Genomic DNA, 25,456 nt, shown 5'->3' on the forward strand with positions numbered 1-25,456 from the left:
AGGCCAGGACGTCTTCCTGGCCTTTGCACCCGAGCGCATCGACCCGGGCAACACCCGCTACGGGGTGGAGGACGTGCCAGTGGTGGGTGGGTGCGATCCGAGCAGTGCGCGCCTGGTGCCGATGGTGGAGGTGCCGGGGGCGCGGTTAACCAGCCAGCCGCTTTCGGACGAGCTGGTGGCGAGAGCGGACTGCGTGCTGATCCTGACGGACCACTCCTGCGTGGACTACGCGGCGGTGGTGCGGCGGGCGCGGCTGGTCTTGGACGTGCGCAACGCCACGGCGGCGGTCACTGAGGGGCGGGAGAAGATCGTGCGGCTGTAGGGCCGCCGCCTCGGAGCTTCCTCTGCAATCCCCGTGGCCCGGCGTTCCGGGGCTGGCGCCGGGTCCGGACCTGGACTACCCTCCGGCCCCATCCCTCTGGAGGCGGCCTCCCGCCGACCGCTCGGATAACTCCCCTTGTGTTAGGCCTCCTGGGAATTCCCTGGTCAGGAGGGCTGGCGCTGAGGTCAAAAGAATGGGGTAGAATGCCGATAAGAGAAGAGGGGATCCCGGGTGGCGCAGGGCACGCTGGAAGAGCGGGTGGCCTACCTTGAAGGCAGGGTGGAAGAGCACTCCCGGCTTGGCGGTGAACTGCGGGAGATGATAGGGGACCTGGACCGGAAGGTGGATCGGTATCGGGAGGAGCTGAGCGGCCGGATTGACGCCCTGGATCAGAAGGTGGATCGGTATCGGGAGGAGCTGAGCGGCCGGATTGACGCCCTGGACCAACGACTCAGCGGCCGGATTGACGCCCTGGATCAGAAGGTGGATCGGTATCGGGAGGAGCTGAGCGGCCGGATTGACGCCCTGGACCAGAAGGTGTCCCGGCAGTTCGTCTGGCTTGTGGGCCTCCAGGTGACTGTTCTTCTGGCTGTGGTAGGGGCGCTGATCGGCGCCCTCTTCCGAGGGTAGAGGAAGTATTGAACCCGCCCTCCGCCGGGAGGCGCGAGCTCTCCCGGTCCCTCCGCGCCTGCTCCACCCGGTCTCGGCTGCGCTCGGCCATTTGATCTCTACGCCTCGCCCCTTGATGCCACCGCCGCAGAATCCTGCGCCGCAACCACTATATGGGCGCCCTCGGTTGCCCTGCAGTTCCCTGGTTGGCAGGTAGCGAATGATCAGATATTCCGAATATCGGATTACCTGGCGACTCTGGGGGAGCCTTTAGTCTCGAAGCAGAAACCTTTCGCCTACTCCCAGATGGCGGAGAGGGCGACGGTCAGGCCGGGGAGGAGCTCGGAGGTAAGGGAGCCGTCGCCCTCGGCCCGGTTGAACAGCCGGAACGCCTGTCCCTGAAGTACGTACTGTTCTGCCGTGCGGTCATCGGGGTCGAATGATCCGGTATTCCTGAACGCCGGAGCGGGCGTATCGGCGCGTTGTGGGTTTTGTACGGGGAGCGCGGCTGGTCTTCGACCTGCCCAACACCATGGAGCGGTCACTGAGGGGCGGGAGAAGTCCGCGCGGCTATAGGGTCGCCGCCCAGGGATTCCCTGGACCCCGGGGGATGATGCTGGGTGAAAGAAATGGGGTACAATGCCGATAAGGGAGGCGGGGTCCCGGGTGGCGCAGGGCACACTTGAAGAGCGGGTGGCCTACCTCGAAGGCAAGGTCGAAGAACAGTCCCGGCTCGGCAGTGAGCTGCGGGAGATGATAGCTCACCTGGACCAGAAGGTCGACCGGTTCCGGGAGGAGCTGAGCGGCCGGATCGAGGCTCTGGACCAACGCCTCAGCGGGCGGATCGACACCCTGGACCAGAAGGTCTCCCGACAGTTCCTCTGGCTGGTGGGCCTGCAGGTGACCGTGCTTCTGGCCGTGGTGGGGGCACTTATCGGCGCCCTCTTCCGAGGGTAGCAGTCCAATCCGCAGCGCCTTTCTCTACTGGTACCGCTCTGGCGGCTCGCGGTAATTCGTCCTCTTTCGGGCCAAGTCCCGCCTGAATGCCACGAGGATGGGGACGTCCTGGCAGAGGCTGAGGCGCGCGCCCGCGGTGCGGGTGAGAGACCATCTCGGATTGAGGGGGTCGAGAGGCCGGCCTCCTTGGCCCCGATTCCTCCGCCGACAGCAGAGGTCGCTGCGCAACGTGGGGATACCGAACGGAACTCGGCCCGGAGCGAGTTCTGTTCGGTCGCACGAGTAGCTCGCCGGCCTCAGCGGTCGCGCAGTAGTATGGATGCTGACCGCGGCCGCCGATTGATTCCGCGACTGTCACTCGTCGCTTCTGGAGCCTGCCGCGGGGAGGGGACCCATGGCGCGTCTTGACCCAGATCGTCGCCGGCGAGCCGTAGATGTGGCCCAGGGGCGGAGGCCGGCGGACCTGCTGCTGACCAACGTGCCTAACCGGGGAGGTCTACCCGGCGCAGGTGGCCGTGGCCGCAGGTGTTGTGGCCGCCGTCCTGGGGCCGGGCGATGCGACGGTGCCGGCGGTGGAGGTGGTGGACGGCAAGGGGCGGTACGCGGCTCCTGGCCTCGTTGACAGCCACCTGCATATCGAAAGCTCCATGGTCCTCCCGCCTGCCTTTGCCGCTGCCGTCGTGCCCCGCGGCGTGCTCACAGTGATCGCCGACCCACACGAGATCGCCAACGTCATGGGCTCAGCGGGCATCGAGCTGATGGCCGAGGCGTCCCGCGGTCTGCCCCTGGACGTCTTCCTGCAGGCGCCTTCGTGTGTGCCGGCCACCGCCCTGGAGACTGCGGGCGCAGAACTGGGGCCCGACGCGGTGGGCGCGCTGCTGGCGCGGGAGGAGATGCTGGCCCTGGGCGAGGTGATGGACTTTCACGCGGTTCTGGCGCAGGAAGGGCGCGTGGTGGAGGTGTTGCGGGAGGCCCTGGACCGCGGCGCAGTAGTGGAGGGTCACGCGCCCGGCCTCAGCGGGCGCGACCTGGCAGCATACGTCGCCGCCGGCGTTACGTCGGACCACACGCTTGTCACCCCGGAGATGGCGGTCGAGCGGCTGCGCAGCGGTGTCACCCTGCAACTCCAGATGAAGAGCCTCACTCCGGAGACGATCCGCGCGGCGGCAATGCGGGCCCGCAGCCTGAACCTCTGTCTGGTCACCGACGACGTCATGCCCGACGACCTGGCGGCTGCGGGGCACCTGGACCAGGTGCTGCGCGTGGCCGTCGCCCGGGGGCTGGAGCCCGTTGAGGCCATCCGCGCAGCCACCCTGGCGCCGGCGCAGCGGATGGGGCTGGAGGACCGGGGGGCGATCGCGCCGGGTCGGCTGGCACATCTGGTGCTGACGCCGTCCCTGGAAGAGTTCCGCGCGGAGGTGGTCTTCCACGCCGGGAGGCTGGTCGCCGCAGGCGGGGAGCTCACCGTGCCGCTGCCTGGCTACAGCCCCCCTGCGGTTGCGCGCCAGACCGTGCGCATTCCCCCACCTCCACCTGAGGCCTTCCGTGTGCCGGCCCGGGGATCTGCGGTGACGGTCCGCGTCATGGAGATGCACCCGCACTCGACGTATACAGCCGTGGAGACGGCCCGCCTGGCCGTCAGGTCCGGGGTCATCGACTGGGAGTCCTCGGACCTCTGCCTGGCGGCCGTCTTCGAGCGCCACGGGCGCAGCGGCACGGTGGGGTACGGCTTTGTCCGCGGCGCTGTGCGGCAGGGCGCGGTGGCTATGACCTGGGCGCACGACAGCCACAACCTGCTGGTGGTAGGCCGGTCCGCCGCGGAGATGGCGGTCGCGGCCCGCTGGGTGGTGGAGGCTGGCGGGGGCATGGCCGCCGTGCGGGAGGCGGAGGTGCTGGGGGCGGTGCGCCTGCCGATCGCCGGCATCGTCTCCGACCGGTCGGTCTCCGAGGTGGCGGCGGAGCTGGGGCAGTACCGCCGCGCTCTGGAGGCCCTGGGGTTTGTGCACGCCTCTCCCATCATGGCCCTGGGCGTGCTGACCCTGGCGGTCAGCCCGGCACTGAAGCTGACGGACCGCGGGCTGGTGGACGTGCAGGCCGGGCGCATCGTTCCGCTTGTCGTCGACTGACGGGGGTGACGCATGAGTGAACAGCCGCAGCGACACATCCGCGTAACCACCGGTGCCATGCCCCGGTACTGCCTCATCCCCGGCGACCCTGCGCGGGCGGAGCGCATCGCTGCCCGGATGGAAGGGGCGCGGGAGGTCATCCGCCACCGCGAGTTCCTCGGCTTCCGCGGTCAGATTTCTGGTGTGGCTGTGGGTGTCTGTTCCACCGGCATCGGCGGGCCGTCGGCCTCTATCGCCGTGGAGGAGCTGGCGAACATCGGCGTGGACACCTTCATCCGGGTGGGCTCCGCGGGAGGCCGCCAGCCGACCGTGCCGGTGGGCAGCCTGGTGGTGGTTACGGCGGCGCACCGCGGCGAGGGCACGTCATCGGCCTACCTGCCCCCGGAGTTCCCCGCCGTGGCCGATCTGGACGTGACCGCCGCCCTCATGGAGAGCGCGCGGGCCCTGGGCTACCCCTTCACCTGGGGCATTGTCACCACGCGCGATGCGTTTTACCGGCGAGACCAGAGGCTGGCGGAACTGCTGTCCACGGTCGGGGGCGTGGTTGCCGCCGAGCAGGAGTGCGCCGCGGTCTTCATCGTGGCCACGGTGCGGCGCGCCCGGGCAGGGGCGGTGCTGGCCATCGACTCCAACATCCTCTTGCCGCGGCTGGATCCCGACGAGGGGGAGCGCCTCTTTCGCCAGGCAGAGGCCCGGGCCATCGAGGTGGCTCTCGGAGCCGTGGTCCGCCTGGCAGCCAGAGACGGGGGCACTGTGGATGGGCCCGGTGAGGTCGCTGGCTGCCGACGGTAGCGCCGTTGCCCGGTGATGCGGTCATCCGGCGGCAGCGTCGCCGCCCGGGGCTACGTCGATATCACCGCGGGCGCCTCGTTCACCCCTGCGACCCGGCGAACGTAGCCGCGCGCTCCCGGGCGAAGTGGCACACAGCGCTGTGCCCTGCTCCCAGCTCGACCACCGGGGGGAAGACCCTCCGGCAGATGTCGGCGGCCACCGGGCAGCGCGGGTGGAACGGGCACCCCGGGGGCGGCCTCAGCGGCGAGGGGACATCTCCCGCCAGGATGATGCGCTCGCGCTTCGTCCGCGGGTCGGGCACCGGCGTGGCTGAGATGAGGGCTTCCGTGTAGGGATGGCTGGGACGGCGGAAGACCTCCTCCGTAGGCCCCTCCTCCACAATCCGCCCCAGGTACATGACGGCCGCGCGGTGGGCGATGCTGCGCACCACGGCCAGATCGTGGCTGATGAAGAGGTAGGCCAGCCGCCGCTCCCGCTGCAGGCGCAGCAGGAGCAGCAGGATCTGCGCGCGCACCGAGAGGTCCAGGGCAGAGACGGGCTCGTCCGCCACGATGACTTCGGGCGAGGTGGCCAGCGCGCGGGCGATGTTGACGCGCTGGCGTTGCCCGCCGCTGAGCTGGTGGGGAAAGCGGTCCAGGAAGGCCGCCGCCGGTTCCAGCCCCACCTCCTCCAGCAGCCGCATGAGCTCCCTGCGCCGGTCCGCCGGGGAGACCCCCGCCGCGGCCAGCCCCAGGCCCACTGTGTGGGCCACCGTCTTGCGGGGGTTGAGGGATGCGGTGGAGTCCTGGAAGACCGGCTGCACCGCCCGACGGAAGGCCTGGCGGGCCGGGCCGGCCAGCGCACCCAGGGGCAGGCCCCGGAAGACCACCTGGCCCGCAGTGGGCGGTTCCAGCCCCAGGAGCAGCCGCCCTGTCGTGGTCTTTCCCGACCCGCTTTCGCCCACCAGCGCCACCGTCTCGCCGGCCCTGACGCCGATGGTCACCTCCTCCACGGCACGCACCCACTGCCGGGGTCCCAGCAGCGAATGTCCCCAGGGGTAGTATCGGCGCAGGCGTAGGCCCTGGAGGATCACGTCCCACCCTCCTGTGCCACCACCGCGGGGTCATGCAGCCAGCACGCGGCGTCGTGCCCGGGGCCCACGCGGAATAGCGGCGGCACCTCCAGGCGACAGGTCGGCATCGCGCGCGGGCAGCGCGGGTGAAAGCGGCATCCGGGAGGCGGCGCCCGCAGGTCCGGAACGCTCCCCTCCATGGCCCGCGTGATGGCCTGTGCCTGCTGCACCGAGACGGCGCTGGCCAGCAGGCCCTGGGTGTATGGGTGCTGCGGTGCCAGGAGGACGTGCATGGCTGGCCCCGCCTCCACGATCCTGCCCGCATACATCACCGCCACCAGCTCGCACATCTCCGCCACCACGCCCAGGTCGTGGGTGATCAGCAGCAGGCTCATTCCCATTTGCGCCCGCAGGTGCCGCAGCAGGTCCAGGATCTGCGCCTGCACGGTGACGTCCAGGGCGGTAGTGGGCTCGTCGGCGATGAGCAGCTGCGGTCGGCAGACGATGGCCTGGGCGATGACCACCCGCTGGCGCATCCCCCCGCTCAGCTCGTGGGGGAAGCGGCGGGCGGTCTCAGCCGGTTCCGGCAGCCCAACCTGGCCCAGCGTCTGCACCGCCCGCTCCCAGGCACCCTCCCAGCCGAAGTGGGTGGCCCAGGCCTCCGCCACCTGCTCGCCGACGGTGAGCACAGGATCCAGGTAAGTGGAAGGGTCCTGGAAGACCATGCCGATGCGGCGACCCCGCACGCGCCGCAGCCCGGCCTCGTCCATGGCGCTCAGGTCGTTGCCATCCAGCAGCACGCGCCCGGAGGCCAGGCGGGCCGCCGCGGTGGGGAACAGCCGGACGATAGAGAAGGCGGTCATGGACTTGCCCGACCCGCTCTCCCCCACGAGCCCCAGGGCGCTCCCGGCCGGCAGGCGCAGGGAGACGTCGTCCACCGGGACGACGGTCCCCCGCGCCGTCTCGATGCGCGTGGTCAGGCGGTCGACGACCAGGAGGTCACTCATGCAGGCGGGGGTTGATGGCGTCATTCAGGCCGTCGCCCACCAGGTTGAACCCGAGCACCGCCAGGGCGATCCCCAGCCCGGGGAAGACGCTCATCCACCAGGCGGTGCGCAGGTAGGCCTGGGCGTGGTTGAGCATGCCTCCCCAGGAAACCAGGTTGGGATCGCCCAGGCCGAAGAAGCCCAGGCTGGCCTCAAGGAGGATGGCCTGCGCCACGTCCAGCGAGGCCAGGACGACAACCGGGGCCAGGACGTTGGGCAGGATCTCCGAGAAGATGATGCGCCAACCGGGCATCCCCAGAGCGCGCGCCGCATCCACGTAGGGAGCGGATGTCTGCGCCAGGAACTGGCCGCGCACCAGGCGGGCGGCCTGAGGCCAGGCCAGCAGGCCGATCACCAGCACCAGCTTGGTCAGCCCCCGGCCGAAGAGCGCCACTACCAGCAGGGCCAGGATGAAGCGGGGAATGGTCTGGAAGAGCTCGGTGAGGCGCATGATCAGTGCGTCGGTGCGCCCGCCGTAGAACCCTGCCACCGCTCCCAGGACGATGCCGATGAGCACCGCCGTGGCCGCTGCGGTTACCCCCACCAGCAGCGAGACCCGCGCCCCCCAGATCACACCGCTCAGGATGTCCCGGCCCAGGTCGTCGGTCCCAAGAGGGTGACGGAATGTCCCCGGTGGCTTCAGGCTGTTCAGCGATGTGGAGATGGGGTCGTAGGGCGCCAGCAGCGGCGCCAGGAGGGCGACCAGTGCCAGCGCCAGCACCAGGAGCAGTCCGGCGACCGCCAGCCGGTTCTGCCGGTAGCGACGCCAGAACTCCCGCAGGACGTGCGGCGCGGCGAACGCGGGTGCGGCTTCAACCGAGGCGGCCATTAGTAGCGCACCCGGGGGTCGAGGTAGGCGTAAAGGACGTCGGTGGCCAGGTTCACCAGGACCACCGTGACCGAGACGAGGAGCAGCACCCCCAGCAGCACCGGCGTATCCCGCTGCAGGATGCCGTCAAAGAGCAGCCGACCGACGCCCGGCCAGCCGAATACGGTCTCCACCAGGGCGGAGCCTGCCAGGATGAAGGCGTAGTTGTAGCCGATCACCGTGGCCACCGGGATGGCCGCATTGCGCAGTCCGTGCCGCCAGAGTACCCGGCGCTCGTCCACGCCCCGGGCGCGGGCGGCCAGGATGAAGTCCTGATGCATGACCTCCAGCATCGCCGCCCGGGTGATGCGGGCGATCAGGGCAATGTAGCGGAAGGCCAGCGCCGCCGCCGGGAGGATGAGGTGGCGGCCGAGGTCAAGCGCTGCCGCCAGCCCGGTGTACTCCTCCCGCGTGGAGCGGATCCCCTGCGCCGGCAGCCACGCCAGGGCCACGGCGAAGAGCAAGACCAGAAGCTGCCCCAGCCAGAACTCGGGGATAGAGTACCCGACCAGCGACAGGGCCGTCGCCCCGGCGTCCAGACGAGAGTGTGGGCGGCGGGCAGCGGCCACGCCCAGGAGGACACCGGCCAGCGCAGCCAGCGTCATCGCCGTCCCCATCAACAGCAGCGTGTTGCCCAGACGTTCCAGCACCAGCCGTGTCACCGGTACCTGGTAGGCAAAGGAGAACCCCAGGTTGCCCTGCACCACGTTGGCGATGTAGCGGCCCAGCCGGATATGCGCCGGCCGGTCCAGCCCAAACCGGTCCCGCAGCCGGGCCACGTACTCCGGCGGCGCCGGGTACTCCCCCAGGAGGACGGTTACCGGATCGCCGGGGGCCAGGGCGATCAGGAGGAAATTGACAACAACGATCCCCAGTAGCAGCGGGACGGCCTGAAGCAGCCGCCCCAGAATGTACCGCCAGAGGGGAAGACTACCGCGCGTGATCTACTTACCGACCCAGGTCAGCCACCAGGCGTCGCGCGCGTCCAGCCCCTGCCAGAGGTTGCGCAGGTGGGCGCGGGCGGCGTCGACGCCCACTTCGTCGAAGAGAATCAGCGTGGGGAGGTCGCGCGCCAGGATGGTGTTGACCTGCGCGTAGATCTTGGCCCGCTCTCCCACCGCCGGGGTCTGCCCCGCCAGCGCCAGCAGCCGGTCCACCTCCGGGTTGCTGTACCCGGTGGCGTTGACGAATGGCTGCCCCGGGGGCGCCGTGAGGTAAATGCGGTGGTAGCCGATGGCCGGATCGGTGTTGGAGGTGAAGGACTGCACCGTGAGGTCGTAGTCCCCCTTAGTGTACACCCGGTCGATCATCACCGAGCGCTCCAGCGGTACCAGGTCTACGGTGATCCCGACCTGCCGCAGGTTGTCGCGGATGATCTGCGCCGCTGCGGCCAGGGGGGCCCGCGCCGCATCAAAGATCATAGAGAGCCGAAGACTGTCTCGGGCCACGCCGGCCTCCTGCAGCAGTGCAGCCGCCCGCTCGGGGCTGTAAGCGTAGATGCGGGTGTAGTCGGTCTCCGGGGTGTAGGCGTACTTGAAGCCGTCGCCAAACGGCCCTCGAGCTGGCCGGGCGATGCCCGCCATGGCCTGGGCGACGATCTGCTCACGGTTGATGGCGAAGGCCAGCGCCCTGCGCACTTTGGCGTTGGCCAGCGGCCCGCGCCTTGTGTTGATGAACATGAAGTCCAGGGCGGGAATCGGCTGGCCGAAGCGCACCCGTATGTTCTTGTTCTGCCGCAGCCGCGGTACGTCGGTCTTGGCCAGGTAGAAGTCCGTGACCACATCCACCTCGCCGGTTTCCAGCGCTGTAGACCGCTGCGCCGCGTTGGGAATGATGCGGAAGACCAGCCGCTCGGCGTAGACAGGCTCCCAGTAGTTGGGGTTACGTACCAGTACCACCCGGTCGCCCCGCGCCCAGCTCTGGAAGACATACGGCCCGGTCCCTACCGGCTGCAGGTTGCGCGGGCTGCGGGCGATGTCCTCGCCGGCAAAGAGATGGCGCGCCATAATGGGCGCGTTGAACGTGTCCAGCATCTGAAGGAACGGGGCGAAGGGCGTCTTCATGCGGATGACGACGGTGCCGGTGTTGGGCGTACTCACCGACTCCACGTTGGCGTAGGCGATGCGAAAGCGACCGTGGAACTTCCCGGCGATCTCTTCCAGGGAGAATTTCACGTCTGCCGCCGAGAGGGTCCGGCCGTCGTGCCAGCGCACGCCGCGCCGCAGGGTAAAGGTGTAGGTCCTTCCGTCGGGGGCCACCTGCCAGCTGGTGGCGAGCTGCGGCAGGATCTCCCCCCGCGGGCCCAGCCGGATCAGGCCGCTGAAGATGTTGGCGGTGACGGCTCCCACGGCGTAACCGGTGGTGATCCCCGGGTTGAGCGTCTCCGGGTCGGCTCCCAGGGCCATGACGATGGTGCCCCCGGGCTGCGGCGTCTGCTGCGCGGCCGCACTGCCGGCCATGAGCCACACCGCCAGGCTGAGAGCCATCAGAATACGTCCGATCACCTTCATCGTGCCCTCCATTTGCATAATAAACGCCCTCTCGCACCCGCGCCGGAACTATGTAGCTTCGACGGGGATGCCACTTCCGGACGCCATCCTCAACTGTGGGTCAGGTATCCTGCCCGGCGACCTGACCACCCTGTGGAGCGGGTATCCTGCCCGGCGACCTGACCACCCTGTGGAGCGGGTATCCTACCCGGCGACCTGACCACCCTGTGGAGCGGGTATCCTACCCGGCGACCTGACCGCCCTGGCCGGGAGCCTTGGCGGGAGGAGGAGCCGGGCGGGGGGCCCTCTTCCGCGGGGCCGGACGCTCGAGAGCCTTTGCCGTCACCCTCCTGCGGACTCTCCTGGCCACGACCCGCCGCCGGCGCCGCCGTGCGGGACCTGCCCGGTCGACGCTGAAGAGCAGCTCGGTCTTCCTGCCGGCCTCATGGTAGCGGAGCCGCTTCCCCAAAAGCCGGCTTGCCGCGCCGAGACGCCGCTTTACCGCGCGCACGCTCTCCCGGGGGCCCTTGACCACGCGCGCCCATTCGCCGGGAGCCAGCCGCTTGAGGAAGGCCACGTACTCAGCCAGTTCAGGCCGGCCTCCGGGCGATTGAATCCGGAGGACTTCACTTCTGCTGAGCTTCTCGAATCTGGGCATAAACAGCTCCTCCCCTCGGGCACTCAAGGGAGCGGCTTTTCGCCTTTGCCACCGAGTGTCCCGATATGTGTTAAGGCTTTAAAACGTTCGCTCCCTGAAGATAATTACGCCATACAGACAACTTCTCCCTGCGCCGTTTACCGTTGCCTGCGTGGCACGCCGGCCTGCGACTGCGTGTGACCCGGGACCGGTCCTCAGCACGCGGGGTGCTAGAATGGTGCGTTGAGGTGGTGGCGATGTGGTCGCGTCTGGTCCCGAGGCGGTCGGTGCTGCTGGCGCTCGCTCCGCAAGTGCCACTCGCGGTCGCGGCGCTGCTGATGGTCCTGGGCAGCGGGGCTTCCCGCGCGGCCGGGCAATCGTCCTTTCCCGAGGTTCTGGAACGGCTTAACCAGGTCAACCCGGGACTCGTGACCTTCATCGTGGACCAGGCAGCGCAGGTTCGGGTCCTTGGGCTGTTCCGATGGGAGCTGCGGGCCACCGTCTACGCCGCCCGTCCGGCCCGCTACAAAGTTGTCGTGCACAACATGCCGGCGGTGCTGAGGGGGCTGGGCAGCGTCTTCGCCGGCGTGTCCTCCGCGGAGCAGCTCCTGGCAGACTACCGGGCCACAGCGGTGCGCCGCGACGGTGGCGCGCACCTGGTCGTGGAGGTCGCAGGCGCCCGTCCCGAGGTCAACCCGCCGGCGGGAGTGGCGGTGATCGACGAGGGGCGGTGGACGGTGGAGGAGCTGCGCCTGCGCTACTCCTGGGGAGAGCTCCTGGCCCGCTACCGGTACACGGTGATCGATGGCTACCTGCTGCCCACCTCCGCGCGGGTGTGGGTCTTTGGAATTCCGGCGCAGGCCGACCTGACCTACAGCAACTACCGGCTCAACGTCCCCCTGCCGCCAGACACGTTCCCCGGGGACTGAGAGCCGAGCAGTCAACGGAAGGGAAACCGCCAGGAGCGCCCGGCCCTGCAGCGAAATCTCTACTCCACCTGTGAAGATCCTCGATCCCTACGCAGGTCCCGGGCAGTTCAGGAAGGCTCAGCTCCACGTGCACACCACCCGATCTGACGGCGAGCTCGAGCCGGAAGAGGTACTGGCCCGCTACCGCGACGCCGGCTACACCTTCGTCTGCCTGACGGACCACGACCGGGTGACGCGCTGCGACGCGTTGAACGGGCCGGAGTTCCTGGCCGTGCCGGGGGTCGAGGAGACGCTCGTCCGGGGCATCTACCCTCTGGGCCCGCACCTCACCCGCCTCTTTGCGGACCAACCCATGTCCGGGGGTACGGCCCAGGAGCGCCTGGACGCCACGCGGCGGGAGGGGGGCGTGGCGGTCTTGAATCACCCTTCCTGGAAGGGAAACCTCTGGACGGGGGAGTGGAGCCTGGGGACGATGCGACGGCTGCGCGGCCCCTTTCTGCTGGAGATCGTCAACCCCCACTCCGACACGGCGGAGGACCTCCGGCGCTGGACGGCGCTGCTGCGGCAGCGGCCGCGCGGCGAGACGGTGGGAGCGGTGGCCTCGGACGACGCACACACGCCGCGGCAGATCGACCGGGCCTGGATCATGGTGAAGGTCGAAGGCGCCACGGCACAGGCCCTCCGCCGGGCGCTGGGCGCGCTGGCCTTCTACGCCACGACCGGTCCTCAGGTGGAGCTGAGCGCGGCGGACGGGATGGTTCGTTGCGCGGGAGCGACGGTGCACCGGGTGAGCTTCATCGACCGGCAGGGACGGGTGCGGGCGGAGGCCGACGGTCCCGAGGCGCTGTACCGGCCGGCGGGCGACGAGGGGTTCGTCCGGGTGGAGGCGCGCGACGGGAGAGGAGGGCGGGCCTGGTCGCAGCCCTTCTGGCTGGAGCCGGACGACGCGGGGACGGGCAGCAGGGCTGCGGGCGTGGCGAGGGTGTAAGCCGTAAAGAGGAGCGGCGCATGAGGCGCGTGCTGGTGACGGGCGGGGCAGGGTTCATCGGAGCCCACCTGGTCAGGGCGCTGGTGGCGCGGGGGGACGCGGTGCGGGTGCTGGACAACTTCACGGCCGGCACCCCCGCGAACCTGGCCCTGGCCCTGGGGATGGAGCGCGCGGAGGTGGAACGCGCCCTGGCGGGCGCGGAGACCGTCACTCCCGTGCGCCTCACCGACCGCTGCGAGGTGGTCGCAGGCGACCTCCGCGACCCGGCGGCCCTGCGCGCGGCCTGCGAGGGCGTGGAGGTGGTCTTCCACCAGGCGGCGCTGCGTTCGGTGCCCCGATCCATGGCCCACCCGCTGGAGACCCATGAGGTGAACGCTACCGGCACCCTGCTGCTGCTGGAGCAGGCGCGGGCGGCCGGGGTGCGGCGCGTGGTGAGCGCGTCGTCATCGGCGGTGTATGGCGACACGCTATTGCCCAAGCACGAGGGGCAGGTGCCGCAACCCAAGTCTCCCTACGCGGCCAGCAAGCTGGCGGGCGAGGCGTACTGCGCCGTCTACAGCCGGGCCTTCGACCTGCCCACGGTGTCGCTGCGCTACTTCAACGTCTTCGGCCCCTGGCAGGACCCGGCCTCGGAGTACGCGGCGGTCGTCCCCAGGTTCATCCGCCTGGCGCTGCGGGGCCAGCCGCTGCCGGTGCACGGGGACGGCCTGCAGTCCCGCGATTTCACCTATGTGGACAATGTGGTGGAGGCCAACCTCCTGGCAGCGGAGGCGGAGGCTTCCGGCGTGGCCCTGAACGTGGGCGCGGGGGCGCGCTACACCCTGCTGGAGCTGGTCGAGCGCCTGCGGCAGATCCTGGGGCGAGATCTGGCCGTGGTCCACGAGCCACCCCGGCCGGGGGACGTGCGGCACACCCAGGCGGACGTCACCCTGGCGGAGCGCCTGATCGGCTACAGCCCGCGGGTGGACTTCGCCACGGGGCTGGCCCGCACGGTGGAGGCGATGCGCGAGGCGGAAGAGGTGGCGGTGCGCGATGCGTGAGGTGGAGCAGTACGCCAGGTTTGAAGGGACGGCGCCCCGGGCGTTGCCCATCGCTGTGATAGGCGGCGCGGGCTACGTGGGCTCCATCACGGCGGTTGGGCTGGCCCACCTGGGGCACCGCGTGGTGGGGGTGGACATCAACCGGGAGCGCCTGGCGCAGCTCCGGGAGGGGGTGGCGCCGTTCCACGAACCGGGGCTGGCCGCCCTGCTGCAGGTCAACCTGGCCGCGGGGCGGGTCCGCTTCACCCACGACCTGCCCGAGGCGCTGGGGGAGGCGCAGGTGGTCTTCGTCGCCGTGCACACGCCGCGGCGGGACAACGGCGAGGCCGACCTCTCCCACATCATCGACGTGGCCAGAGGGCTGGGAGAGCACCTGAGGCACTACACCGTGGTGGCGGTGAAGAGCACGGTGCCGGTCGGCGCGCATGTCACTATGCGCCGTGTCCTGGAGCGGTACGGGCGGAAGGAGGGGTCGGACTACGACCTGGTGGCCAACCCGGAGTTCCTGCGGGAGGGATTCGCCGTGCACGACTTCTTCTACCCCGACCGCGTGATCATCGGCGGTGCCAGCGGCGACGCCCGGGGGCTGGTGCGGGAGCTGTTCGAGCCGCTCGGGGCGCCCATCATCGAGACCACCATCGAGAACGCCCAGATGACCAAGTACGCGGCCAATGCCTTCCTGGCCATGCGCATCTCCTTCATCAACGAGATCGCCAACATCTGCGAGCGGGTAGGGGCCGACGTCAAGGACGTGGCCCACGGCCTGGGCTACGACCGGCGCATCGGCCACGAGTACCTGCGGCCCGGGGTGGGGTTCTCCGGTCCCTGCCTGCCCAAGGACCTGGAGGGGCTGGTCCGCCTGGCGGAGGACGCCGGGTACGAGCCCTTCTTCCTCAAGGCCATCCTGGAGAAGAACGCGCACCAGCGGCGGCAGATCCTGGGCAAGGTCTACGGGCTGCTGGGGACCTCGCTCTACGGCCGGCGCATCGGGGTGCTGGGACTGACCTTCAAGCCGGGGACCGACGACGTCCGCAACTCCACGGCCCCGGAGATCGTGGACTACCTGGCGCGGCGGGGCGCGGAGGTGCTGACCTACGACCCGATGGCCGCCTCTGAGGCGGCGCTGGCCGGGCAGCGCGTCTCCTCGGCGTACGAGGCCGCTGCCGGTGCCGACCTGCTGCTCATCCTGACCTCCTGGGAGGAGTTCCGCGGGCTGGACTTCGAGCGCATCCGCCGCGAGATGCGCCTGCCCAACCTGGTGGACGGGGTGAACGCGCTGGAGCCGGAGGCGATGCGCCGCCTGGGCTTCACCTACGTGGGCGTGGGCCGTCCCTGACGCGAGGCGCTGACGCCCGGCGCTGACGCCTACCTCCAAAGCAGGGCGCTGACGCCTACCTCCAAAGCAGAGCGCTGACGCCCGGCCGTGACGCCTGCCCTTGGCCCGGAGTGCTAACGTCCTGTCCCAGCCGGTGCGCCGGTCAGCAGGCGCTGGATCTCCGCGGCCACGCGGGCCGCGGCCCCGGGAGCGCCCATACGCTCCCGTCCCGCCTGCCCCCGCCGCGCCCGCTCCTGTGGCGACGCCAGCAGCTGCAGCACCGCCGCCGCCGCCTGGTCGGGGTTGGAGGCGGCGACGATAGCCTCCCCCAGCAGGTGGCGCTGCAGGGCGAGGAAGCGCGCCGTGAACTGGGGGCCAGGGCCGGGGAAGGCGACCACGGGCTTCCCCAGGCCCGCCGCCTGCTCGTTGGCTGTACCGGCCAGGCCCACCACGACGTCGGCCCGCTCCACAGCGGGGGCGAAGGCCCGGGTGAAGGTCAGACGCGCCGGCCCGACCTCGACCGGGGCGGCGCCGGGGTCGGTCCTGGCGCCGCTACTGTGTCGCGCGCTCCCGGTGCTGCGACGGAGGGCCTGGAGCACCGTCTCTTCCTCCACCGTGGGGGCAAGCGAGAGGAGGAACTGCACGTCCGGCCGGGAGCGGGCGATGCGGGCGGCCACCTCCCCCAGCAGGGCGGCGTTGCGGGGAGCGTCGCTGCGGCTGCCGGGAAGCAGGGTGACCACGGGGCGCCCGGCGGCCACGGTGAAGTCGGCCACTGCGGGCTGCAGGCAGTCCAGCATCACGTTGCCCAGGTAGGCGGCGGGGATGCCGCGGCGGCGGAGGTCGGCGGCGGTGGGTTCGTCGCGGGTGAAGACGCGGACGGCGCGGCGCAGCACCCGGAGGGGCAGCGGCCCGTAGGGCGCGTGCAGGACGCTGTCGGCGGAGGCCACGAGCACCGTGGGGGCGCCCGCCAGCAGCGCCATGGCCAGGCAGTAGGGGTCGCCCACGGCCATGGCCAGGGCGAAGCAGCCGCGCTGCGCCCGCAGCGTCCTCCGCTGGGCGAGCCAGAAGCGGACGAACCCGGCGCGCAGGTCGCCGCTCAGGCCGCGCAGGCCGTCCCTGAAGGCGAAGCCGCCACTGGGGAAGACGCGCCGCGGATCGAGCAGCCGCACCCGGGGCGGGTAGGCCTGTCCCAGCCCCACCAGCGGGTAGGCCACCGCGTCCACACCCTCCAGATGGCGGATGACCTCCGCGGCGATCAGGTCCTCGCCGTGTCCGTTACTGACGGCCAAAAACGGCGTGGCCACGGTCGCCCTCACGCAGGGCCTGGAAGACCCCCTCGTAGTAGGCCTTCCACAGCAGGTGGTTGTAGCACTCGTTGCAGACCAGCAGCAGCCGGCGCCGCTCCGCCCAGGGACGGACGGCCTGGATCAGGCGGGTGACGGCGCCGCTGCGGAAGACGAGCCACTTAAGCGGCAGCAGCACCGGGTGGATCTCCAGGAACAGCCCCAGCCCGGCGGGCCGACCGTGCTTGCGCCAGAAGTAGACCGCGCCCGCACCCGCCTGCCGCAGCTTCGCCCTTGCCTCATCCAGCGTCTGCACATCCAGGTGGTAGGCCAGGGCGGCCGGCTCGTAGCGCAGCGCCACCCCGGCCCGGCGCAGGCGCAGTCCCAGCTCGATGTCCTCCCAGCCGTAGCCCACAAACCCCTCGTCGAAGCCCCCTGCGGCGTGAAAGGCGCTGGCCGTCACCGAGAAGTTGCGGGTGACCACGTGGTAGGGGGAGAGCCGCTGCCGGCGGCGCACGGTCAGGTCGGGCATCATGTGGCTGGTCCGCATGAAGAGGGTGACCAGGGTGCGGGGGTCCTGCAGGGTGCGGCCCTGCACCCCCACCGCGCCCGGGCCGGCGTGGTGGCGCAGGTGCGCGGCCACAAACCCCGGCGCCGGGCGCACATCGGCGTCGAGGAAGAGCAGGACGGGCGAGCGGGCTTCCCGCGCTCCGGCGTTGCGCGCGGCGCTGCGGCCACGGTTCTCCTGGGGGAGGACGCGCAGGGGGAGCGGGAAGCGCAGTGCCTGCAGCGCCTCCACCGTGCCGTCGGTGGAGCCGTCGTCGACGACGATGACCTCGAAGGCGCCGTTGCCCGCGTCTTCCTGCGCGGCCAGGGCGGCCAGGGTCTCCTGCAGGAAGGCCCGGCTGTTGTGTGCGGGGATGATGACCGAAAGCTGCGGCGCGCTCACCCGCCTCACCCCCGGTGCCGGGCCGGCGCCTCTCCGTTCTGATGGGCCCTCTCCCGGTGGAGCGTCACCCGATGGAGCTCCTCCCGCGGCTTCGGGTCCCGCCGCCATTCCCGGCGCAGCGTCTCCAGATAGTGGCGGTTCAGCACGCTGCGCATGGCCACGTACTCCAGGGTGCCCAGCCCCAGGTGCCGCAGCCGCGCGGCGATGGACGGGACGTTGCGCTGGTTGAGCAGCCCTCCGCCGGCCAGCAGGAAGTAGATGATGCGGTGGAGGGCGGTGTACTGGATCAGCACGCGCGTCCGCCACCCCGGGTACTTCCTGTAGAGGTAGATGGCGGTGCGGGCGCGCTCTTCCTCCTTGGTCAGGGCCTGGCCGAAGGTCTCCAGGGAGGGGGCCGGCTGTACGTGGAAGGCCACCGCCTCCGGGCGGAAGACCCGCCGCAGCCCCCGCCGCTGCAGGCGGAAGCCCAGGTCGATATCCTCCCAGCCGTAGGCCCGGAACCCTTCGTCGAAGAGGCCGGCTCCCAGCAGCTCGCTGCGGGGCAGGGAGGCGTTGGCGGTGTCCAGGTAGGAGGGGGAGAGTCGTGTTGCCGGCAGCCGCTCCGGAAGGCGGATGTCGGGGATGGCCACCACCGGCCCGCGGCAGAGCACGGCCCTCGAGGCCCGGCGGTGCACGTCCATGTGGTGCGCCAGGAAGTCCGGCCGCACTAGGACATCGCTGTCGATGAAGACGACAATCTCCCCGCGCGCCTGCCGCACCCCCTCGTTGCGGGCGGCGCTGCGGCCCCGGTTCTCTGGCCAGCGCAGCAGGCGGATGCGCCCGTCGACCGCCGCCCGGGCGCCCACCAGGGAAGGGGTCTCGTCGGTGGAGCCGTCGTCCACGACCAGGACCTCGTAGAGCTCAGGGGGCAGGTCCTGTCTCACCAGGTTCTCCAGGACGCGGGGCAGCAGCTCCGCCCGGTTGTAGGTGGGGATGATGACGCTGAGGGTGGGGGCCGAGACCACGCTACCCGCGGGCCTCCACCCCGGAAGGGGCCTCCAGCAGGTCGGCCCACTGCAGCCTCGCCAGCCGCGCGTAGAGGCGGTTGCGTCGCAGCAGCTCCTCGTGCGTCCCCTCCTCGACGATCCGCCCGTCGTCCAGCACGATGATGCGGTCCGCCTTGCGCACCGTGGAGAGGCGGTGGGCGATGGTGATGGTGGTCCGGCCGCGCATGGCCCGCTCCAGGGCCTCCTGGAAGAGCGCCTCCGACTCGCTGTCCAGCGCGGAGGTGGCCTCGTCCAGGATGAGGATGGGCGGGTCGAGGAGGATGGCGCGGGCGATGGCCAGGCGCTGCCGCTGTCCGCCGGAGAGCGAAGCCCCGTCCTCGCCGATCAGGGTGTCGTAGCCCTGGGGAAGGGCGGCGATGAAGTCGTGGGCGTTGGCGGCGCGGGCGGCGGCCTCCACCTCCGCCGGGGAGGCCTCCGGGCGGGCGTAGGCGATGTTGTCGCGCACGGTGCCGCGGAAGAGCACGGTCTCCTGCGGCACGATCCCGATCTGCCGCCGCAGCGCCCGCAGGCGCAGCTGGCGCACGTCCACGCCGTCCAGGGAGATCGACCCCTCGGTGGGGTCGTAGAAGCGCGGCAACAGGTGGACCAGCGTGGTCTTGCCGGCCCCGCTGGCGCCCACCAGGGCCACGTGCTCTCCGGGAGCGATCTCCAGGTCGACGCCGCGGAGGACCCACTGCTCACCGCCTGAGGGTCCGGGGTAGCGAAAGGAGACGCCCCGGTAGGTGATGCGCCCGCCGGCCCGGGGCAGGTCCACCGCGTCAGGGGCCTCCGCCACGGAGGAGCCCTCCTCCAGCAGGCCGCGGATGCGGCCGAAGGCGCCCAGGGCCTGCCGCATCTCCGCGTAGTGGCGCGTGAGCGAGACCGCCGGCTCCACGGCCAGCGCCATGTAGCCGAGGAAGGCCACCAGCTCCCCGGGGCGCATCGCCCCGCCGGTGACCATCCGCCCGCCCACCCACAGGACCGCCACCAGCCCCAGCGCGGTGAGGAAGGAGACCACGGGCACCTGCACCGCCATCAGCTTGCTGATGCGCAGGTTGGCGCCGGTGGCCTGCTGGTTGGCCGCGGCGAAGCGGGCGATCTCCCGCTCCTCCTGGGTGAAGGCGCGGACGACCAGGGCGCCGCTGAAGGCTTCCCGGATGGAGGAGGCCAGGCCGGCGATGTGTCGCTGCGCCCGCCCCGCCACCTGCTGGATCTCCCTGCCCAGCAGGCGGGCCACCAGAAAGACCACCGGGATCACTGCTCCCACCAGCACCGCCAGCCGCCACTCCAGGACGAAGAGGGCCACCACGATCCCGGCCAGCATCAACCCCGTGGCCACTGCGTCCACGGCCCCGGTGAGCAGGTGCGTCTGGACCAGCTGGGTATCCTGCAGGGTGCGGCTTATCACGTCCCCGCTTTGCCAGGCGGCGAAGCGGTCGAGGGACCACCGCTGAATGCGGGCGAAGAGATCCCGCCGCAGGTCGGCGACGGTGCGGTAGGCCAGGGAGAAGGTGAGGTAGACCTGGGCGTAGATGAGCAGGCTGCGGGCGGCGAAGAGGGCCAGCACCACCAGTGCGGTGCGGTCCAGGATACCGAAGGAGCGGGTACGGATGATTTCGTCGACGCTCGCCCCGATGTAGCCGGGGACGGCCAGCTGCACGCCGGTCACCAGGGCCAGGGCGACCAGCGCCCCCAGCAGGTGCGCCCGGTATGGGCGGACGTAGGCCAGGATCTGACGCAGCTCCATCTACGCTCCAGCAGCCGCGGGCTCGGGGAGGAGCGCGGCCAGCACCCGCTCGGCGATCCGCGCGGCGGCCCCGCGCGGCCCGGCGGAGGCGGCCAGCGCCTCTTCGATGTCCCTGCGACGGGATTCGTCCCGCAGCAGGGCGGCGGCCGACGCGGCGATCTGCTGCGGCGACTCCCCCACCACCTCCGGCAGGATGGCGCGGCCGGCCAGCCGGTTGGGCAACGCCGCGTAGGGCTGGCGACGGGCCCACAGCTCGGCGATCAGGCGGCGCAGGCGTCCCAGCGGCGGGAGGCGGAGGACCCACTCCAGCAGCCCCTCGAAGGGCACTACATCGGCGAGCACCCTCGGCAGGATCACCAGGGCGGCCACGGGAACCGCGGCCACCTCCATGGTGGTGGTGCCGGGGATGGTCAGGACCAGGTCGGCATCGGCGATAGCCCGGGCAGTTCCCTCGCGGCCGACGGCGACCCCTTCTGCCTGGAGACGGGCAAGCCACGGTGCCACCACAGCCTCCACCGCTTCATCCGGCAGGTGGGGGGAGATAGCAATAGTTGCCGCGGCCTCGGGGGCCAGCCGTCGCAGGTCAATGGCGGTCTGGGCCCACAGGGGGAGGAGCAGGCGGAAGACCCGCTCCCGGCTGCCGGCCAGCAGCACGACGTGCGGGCTCCGCCCGGGAGCGGCCAGGGGCTCACCCTTGCCCGGGTGGCATGGACGCACGTCGCCTGTCCGCTCCGGCAGGTGGTCGAGACGGGGGTCGCCGGTCACGTACAGGCGATCCGGCTCCACCCCGCGGGCGGCCAGCAGCGCGGCGACGCTCTCTGAAGGGACGAAGATCTCCCGGAAGGCCCGACGGTAGCGGGCAACCAGCGGCGTCTCGGCGAAGGCGAAGGCCGGCAGCGCAAAGCGCCTGGCCAGGCGCCGGCTGAACCAGAGGTCCCCGCCCAGGTGCAGCAGCGCCGCGGGCCGGCCAAGCGGCAGGCCGTCCAGGCCCAGGGCCAGGCGCAGGCAGCGCCGCGGAGGGACGATCTGGTCGAAGAGGCCGGTCTCTCTGGCCACGGCCTCCTCGGTGCCGCTGGCGAACTGGGAGGGTGGGAGGACGAGGAGGAGACGCAACTCCCCGCCCGCGCGCCCCCGGACCTCCCGGCTGATGGGCAGCACCCAGCCGCCGATCTCCCCCGGTCCGTTGGCGACAATGATCAGCGTGGGCGCAGATGCGTCTGCCAGCACCTGTCCATTATATCCGCTCACGACGGGCCCGGGCCGGCATAGGAGGAGTTCCACCCTCTCTCTAATAACATCAGCGCGACACCTTGCGGACTCTTCCTTTCCTCGTCTTCCTTTCGGCCGTCCTCGTGGCTGCTCCCGCCAGCGGTGTCGCCGCCGCGCAGGGGACCGGGCCATCCTGGCCCGTGGTCCTGGAGGCCGAGGAGATCTCCTACGACGCACTGGCCAACGTGGTCACGGCCCGCGGGCGGGTGCGCGTCACTCATCCAGCCTTCCGCCTGGCGGCGGAGAGCCTGCGCCTGGACCTGCAGGCCCAGGTCCTCGTGGCTGAAGGGCGTGTGCAGCTCGTCGACGCCGCCGGCAGGGAGGTGCGTGGGGAGCGCATCGTCTACCGCCTGGCCGAAGAGGCGGCCACCCTGGAGGGGGCGGAGACCGTCGTCCGGGGGGTCTATGTCCGGGCCGGGCGCATCGACGTCACCGCGCAACGGCTGACCGTCCAGGAGGCCCTGGTCACCATCTGCGACCCCCGCCAGCCCCTCTATCGCCTCACCGCCCGCCGCGTCGAGATCGTCCCCGAGGTAGAGCTGGTGGCGCACCAGGCCACGGCGTGGCTGGGGAGCATTCGGGTGATCACGCTGCCGACCTACCGCGTCTCGCTGCGTCCCGGAGAGCGGCGGGGGCCGGCCGCGCCCGGTCTGGGCTCCAACCGCAGCGACGGCCTCTGGGTGGACTACCGGTACGGGTACCGCCTGGGGGAGATAAGCGGCGAGCTGCACGGCAAGTACGGGCAGCACACGGGGTTCTTCCTGCTGAACACGCTGCGCTACGACACGCCGGCCTGGGGCGTCTCCCTGGTCACCGGCCGGCGGCAGCACGAGGACCGGGAGGGTATCCTGCACCCCTACCTCCAGACGGAGGTAGAGTACGCCCACAAACCCACGCCGCTTGGGGGCCTGCTTCCGCTCTCCTGGCGCCTGGCGGGCGGGTGGTTCGACGATGTGGACGCGGCTGCATCGGCCACACGGGTGGACGGCAGCCTGACCCTGACCGCTGACGGAATCGCCCTGGGGCCGCGGGCAAGCCTGGGCGCATCCGCGTCGTACCGGTACTCGGCCTACGGCACGGGGCAGCAGCGCAGCGTGGTCTCCGCGTCGCTGGCGGTGACCTCCCGTCCCAGCGAGACGACCAGCCTGACGGCAGGCTACGACCTGGCTGCGCCCTCGGGGACCACGCCTTTCCTCTTCGACCGGGTGGATGCGACCAGCACCGTCTTCCTGGCCGCCCGCCATACGACCGGGGATCTCCGCCTGCGCGCTGCGGCCAGCCACAACTTCGCCGTGCCGGAGACGAAGCTCTCCGCCGGAGCCGGCGTGCGGCTCTCGCCCAGCCTGCACCTGGACGTGGATGCGGTCTACAATATGACCACGAGCCGGTTTGAGGACGTCGACTACGCCCTGACCGTCCGCTGCGACTGCGCCACGGTGACCGTGGGCTACCGCCAGGTGCGGCAGCAGATTTTCCTGCAGGTGGCCTTCACGGTCTCGGAGCGCATGGGCTACACGATCCCCGGCCCCTGAGGAGGCGCGCATGGGCTACACACTCCCCGGCTCAGTAGGTCAGGAGGGCATGGCGCAGCTTCCCTCGCAAATTTTCCGCGAGTACGACATCCGCGGAGTGGTCGGCACCGACCTGACGGAGGAGGTGGCGCGCAGCATCGGCCGCGGTTTTGCCGCCTACCTGCGGCAGGCGGGGGCCCCCCTGCGCGTCCTGGTGGGGCAGGACAACCGGATGAGCTCGCCGCAGGTCGCCGCCGCCGTGGCCGACGGCCTGGCCGCCGGAGGTTGCGACGTGGTGGATATCGGCACCGTAATCACGCCCGCCTTCTACTACGCCCGCGTGCACCTGGGGATCGACGGCGGGGTGATGGTCACCGCCAGCCACAACCCGCCCGAGTACAACGGGATGAAGCTGGCCTTCGGTCATGCCACCCTCTACGGGGAGGAGATCCAGCAGGTGCGCCGCCTGGCGGAGGAGGGCCAGGCTGCAGAGGAGGAGTCTGCAGCGGCCGGCGGACTGGCACAAGGTCGGGTGGGGGCGGAAGCTGTCGCCGGAGGGAGGCGGGGTCGGGTGGAGGCGCGGGAGGTCCTCTCCGCCTACCGGCGGATGCTGTCGGAGAAGATCGTCCTGGGGCCACGCCGCCTGCGCGTGGCCGTGGACTGCGGCAACGGCACGGCCAGCCTGGTGGCCCCCGACGTGATCGAAGCGTGGGGGTGCCAGGTTCTGCGGCAGCACTGCGACTCCGACCCCACCTACCCCCACCACCTGCCCAACCCCGTGGCCCCGGAGAACGTGCGCGACCTGATTGACCTGGTGCGCCGCGAGCGCTGCGACCTGGGGATCGGCTTCGACGGCGACGGGGACCGCATCGGCGTCATTGACGACCGGGGCGAGATCGTCTGGGGGGACATGCTCATGGCCCTCTTCTGGAGGGAGATCCTCCCCCGCTACCCCGGTGCTCCGGTGATCGTCGAGGTGAAGTGCTCCCAGGCCCTGGTGGAGGAGGTGACCCGCCTGGGGGGCCGGCCCTTCTTCTACCGCACCGGCCACTCCCTGATCAAGGCCAAGATGAAGGAACTGGGGGCGGTCTTCACCGGGGAGATGTCGGGGCACATGTTCTTTGCGGATGAGTACTATGGGTACGATGACGCGGTCTACGCGGCGGGACGGTTGCTCCGCCTCCTCTCGCATACCACGGAGCCGCTGTCGGCGCTCCTGGCCAAGATCCCGCACTATCCGGTCACGCCCGAGGTGTACGTGGACGCGCCGGACGAGGTGAAGTTCGAGGTGGTGCGGCAGGTGGCGGAGGAGTTCAAGGCGCGGGGATACCCGGTGGTGGACGTGGACGGTGCCCGGGTAATCTTCCCTGATGGCTGGGGCCTGGTGCGGGCCAGCAACACGCAACCCGCCCTCGTGGTGCGAGCGGAGGGCGGGAGCGAGGAGGGTTTGAGGAGGATTAAGAGGGCGGTGGAAGAGGTGCTGGCTCGCTACTCCCATGTCGGTCCGCTCGACTGGTAGCGGGAGTCGATTGTCATTGAGGAACGCATGGGAAACGGAGACGACAGGAAAGGCAGGAAGACCGTCCTCAGGATCTGTAGCCCTCACCTCGGGATCGCCCCCGAAACGAACCTGGGGGGGGAAGTCTACGAGCGAGAACTCCTCAAGACGCTGCTTACCGTGGGGGTGCGTGTCGAGCTCCTTCTTGCCGAGGGCAAACCATATTCTCCAACTTCCGGTATGCACGTAACACGGGTTCCGGTCTCCGTCCTTGGGCGCAAGCTCTCCTCTCTCCTTCGCTTTCCTCCCTTGATAGCTCGGGTGTACAGAGAACGAGGATACGATTTGTTGCGCGCCCACTCAGCGCGGTACATCGGGCCTCTCGTCCTGTGGGCACGGCGGCGATACCGACTACCCGTCCCCGTGGTTGTTCATCACCATCACCTTGAGACAGACCTGTTCAGGGGGGCCATTGAGCGGCGGGTGATGCTTGCGGCCGACCTTGTCGTCACCGTTAGCGGCTTTTCGAAGGGACAGCTGGTCAACAAGCTCCGCATTCCCCCGGAAAAGGTGGCGGTCGTGGCGCCAGGCATTGAGCACCGCTTCAATCCCGGGCCTCGGCCGGAGGCCTTGGCACGGCGCCTCGGCGTGGAGGGCCGCAACGTCCTCTTTAGCCTTGGCCTCATGGGTGCCCGGAAAAACTTCGAGGAGCTCTTGTATCTCTTTCGCGAGATCCTGCGCGAGCGCGGCCCCAGGGTCTGCCTCATCATCGGAGGGATCGGCCCACGGTTGGCTCGGTTGCGGCAACTCGTCCATTCGCTGGGTTTGGAGAATGCTGTGCGCTTGCCCGGGTTCATCCCCGAGGTGGAGAAGCCGGAGTATTATCGGTTGGCAGACATATTCGTCTTCGCCTCGCGGCTGGAGGGGTTCGGCCTCGCTGTAGCTGAGGCGATGTCGTGTGGGCGTCCTGTTGTCGCCTACGCCCGTGGTTCGCTGCCAGAGGTC

At 70.5% G+C, this 25,456-nt stretch carries 22 protein-coding genes; 12 read left to right on the forward strand and 10 right to left on the reverse strand.

The genetic code is table 11. The features are described from left to right. From QN152_11790 to QN152_11810, 5 genes are all read left to right on the forward strand, one after another. Positions 1–322: hypothetical protein (locus QN152_11790; GenBank protein ID MDR7540189.1), on the forward strand; the 322-nt coding region annotated here is incomplete at its 5' end. Between the two features lie 231 nt (positions 323–553). Then, complete coding sequence (locus tag QN152_11795; GenBank protein ID MDR7540190.1) at positions 554–952, forward strand: hypothetical protein; 399 nt, start codon at positions 554–556, stop codon at positions 950–952. 645 nt (positions 953–1,597) lie between these two features. Continuing rightward, the gene (locus tag QN152_11800) at positions 1,598–1,888 is read left to right on the forward strand and encodes a hypothetical protein (protein ID MDR7540191.1); all 291 of its coding nucleotides are present in this window, start codon (positions 1,598–1,600) and stop codon (positions 1,886–1,888) included. 509 nt (positions 1,889–2,397) lie between these two features. Further along, positions 2,398–4,014, forward strand: a complete 1,617-nt coding sequence (locus QN152_11805) for an adenine deaminase C-terminal domain-containing protein (GenBank protein ID MDR7540192.1) — start codon at positions 2,398–2,400, stop codon at positions 4,012–4,014. 12 nt (positions 4,015–4,026) lie between these two features. Next, positions 4,027–4,806, forward strand: coding sequence for a nucleoside phosphorylase (locus tag QN152_11810; GenBank protein MDR7540193.1), 780 nt, complete (start codon positions 4,027–4,029; stop codon positions 4,804–4,806). A 79-nt stretch (positions 4,807–4,885) separates the two neighbouring features. On the opposite strand, the gene QN152_11815 is transcribed toward QN152_11810, so the two are convergent. From QN152_11815 to QN152_11835, 5 genes are read right to left on the reverse strand one after another with little or no spacing between them, the layout of a single operon-like run. Next, the gene (locus QN152_11815; protein ID MDR7540194.1) at positions 4,886–5,878 is read right to left on the reverse strand and encodes an ABC transporter ATP-binding protein; all 993 of its coding nucleotides are present in this window, start codon (positions 5,876–5,878) and stop codon (positions 4,886–4,888) included. Then, a complete protein-coding gene (locus tag QN152_11820; GenBank protein MDR7540195.1) occupies positions 5,875–6,888 on the reverse strand; it encodes an ABC transporter ATP-binding protein in 1,014 nt (337 codons plus the stop codon). Before QN152_11820 ends, QN152_11815 begins: the two co-directional genes overlap by 4 nt. Continuing rightward, positions 6,857–7,732 carry an ABC transporter permease gene (locus QN152_11825; protein MDR7540196.1) on the reverse strand — a complete coding sequence of 292 codons (876 nt, stop codon included), beginning with the start codon at positions 7,730–7,732 and terminating at the stop codon, positions 6,857–6,859. The genes QN152_11820 and QN152_11825 overlap by 32 nt, the downstream gene beginning before the upstream one ends. Beyond that, the gene (locus QN152_11830) at positions 7,732–8,715 is read right to left on the reverse strand and encodes an ABC transporter permease (GenBank protein MDR7540197.1); all 984 of its coding nucleotides are present in this window, start codon (positions 8,713–8,715) and stop codon (positions 7,732–7,734) included. Before QN152_11830 ends, QN152_11825 begins: the two co-directional genes overlap by 1 nt. Next, complete coding sequence (locus tag QN152_11835; protein MDR7540198.1) at positions 8,716–10,281, reverse strand: ABC transporter substrate-binding protein; 1,566 nt, start codon at positions 10,279–10,281, stop codon at positions 8,716–8,718. A gap of 873 nt (positions 10,282–11,154) precedes the next feature. On the opposite strand from QN152_11835, the gene QN152_11840 reads away from it, so the two are divergent. The 4 genes from QN152_11840 (at position 11,155) to QN152_11855 (ending at position 15,190) form a co-directional block, all read left to right on the forward strand. Beyond that, positions 11,155–11,826, forward strand: a complete 672-nt coding sequence (locus tag QN152_11840) for a hypothetical protein (protein ID MDR7540199.1) — start codon at positions 11,155–11,157, stop codon at positions 11,824–11,826. Between the two features lie 127 nt (positions 11,827–11,953). Next, a complete protein-coding gene (locus QN152_11845) occupies positions 11,954–12,814 on the forward strand; it encodes a hypothetical protein (GenBank protein MDR7540200.1) in 861 nt (286 codons plus the stop codon). Positions 12,815–12,834: 20 nt separating this feature from the next. Continuing rightward, complete coding sequence (locus QN152_11850; GenBank protein ID MDR7540201.1) at positions 12,835–13,854, forward strand: NAD-dependent epimerase/dehydratase family protein; 1,020 nt, start codon at positions 12,835–12,837, stop codon at positions 13,852–13,854. Next, complete coding sequence (locus QN152_11855; protein ID MDR7540202.1) at positions 13,847–15,190, forward strand: UDP-glucose/GDP-mannose dehydrogenase family protein; 1,344 nt, start codon at positions 13,847–13,849, stop codon at positions 15,188–15,190. Before QN152_11850 ends, QN152_11855 begins: the two co-directional genes overlap by 8 nt. Positions 15,191–15,303: 113 nt before the next feature. Here QN152_11855 and QN152_11860 read toward each other — a convergent pair whose 3' ends face one another. The 5 genes from QN152_11860 to QN152_11880 are packed head-to-tail and all read right to left on the reverse strand — an operon-like array spanning position 15,304 to position 21,400. Next, complete coding sequence (locus QN152_11860; GenBank protein ID MDR7540203.1) at positions 15,304–16,473, reverse strand: lipid-A-disaccharide synthase-related protein; 1,170 nt, start codon at positions 16,471–16,473, stop codon at positions 15,304–15,306. Beyond that, a complete protein-coding gene (locus QN152_11865; GenBank protein ID MDR7540204.1) occupies positions 16,445–17,401 on the reverse strand; it encodes a glycosyltransferase in 957 nt (318 codons plus the stop codon). The genes QN152_11860 and QN152_11865 overlap by 29 nt, the downstream gene beginning before the upstream one ends. Before the next feature lie 5 nt (positions 17,402–17,406). Continuing rightward, positions 17,407–18,405, reverse strand: coding sequence for a glycosyltransferase family A protein (locus tag QN152_11870; protein ID MDR7540205.1), 999 nt, complete (start codon positions 18,403–18,405; stop codon positions 17,407–17,409). 1 nt (position 18,406) lies between these two features. Then, positions 18,407–20,173 carry an ABC transporter ATP-binding protein gene (locus QN152_11875; GenBank protein MDR7540206.1) on the reverse strand — a complete coding sequence of 589 codons (1,767 nt, stop codon included), beginning with the start codon at positions 20,171–20,173 and terminating at the stop codon, positions 18,407–18,409. Further along, positions 20,174–21,400, reverse strand: coding sequence for a hypothetical protein (locus QN152_11880; protein MDR7540207.1), 1,227 nt, complete (start codon positions 21,398–21,400; stop codon positions 20,174–20,176). It lies immediately after the preceding gene. An 83-nt stretch (positions 21,401–21,483) separates the two neighbouring features. Between QN152_11880 and QN152_11885 the strand changes: the two genes are divergently transcribed. The 3 genes from QN152_11885 to QN152_11895 form a co-directional block, all read left to right on the forward strand. Next, a complete protein-coding gene (locus QN152_11885) occupies positions 21,484–22,974 on the forward strand; it encodes a hypothetical protein (protein ID MDR7540208.1) in 1,491 nt (496 codons plus the stop codon). A gap of 10 nt (positions 22,975–22,984) precedes the next feature. Then, positions 22,985–24,472: a phosphomannomutase/phosphoglucomutase gene (locus tag QN152_11890; protein MDR7540209.1), complete on the forward strand. Its 1,488-nt coding sequence runs from the start codon at positions 22,985–22,987 to the stop codon at positions 24,470–24,472. 27 nt (positions 24,473–24,499) lie between these two features. Next, on the forward strand, positions 24,500–25,456 hold a 957-nt coding region (locus QN152_11895), incomplete at its 3' end, for a glycosyltransferase family 4 protein (protein ID MDR7540210.1).

The organism is Armatimonadota bacterium, assembly GCA_031459715.1.
Taxonomy (GTDB): domain Bacteria; phylum Sysuimicrobiota; class Sysuimicrobiia; order Sysuimicrobiales; family Humicultoraceae; genus Humicultor; species Humicultor tengchongensis.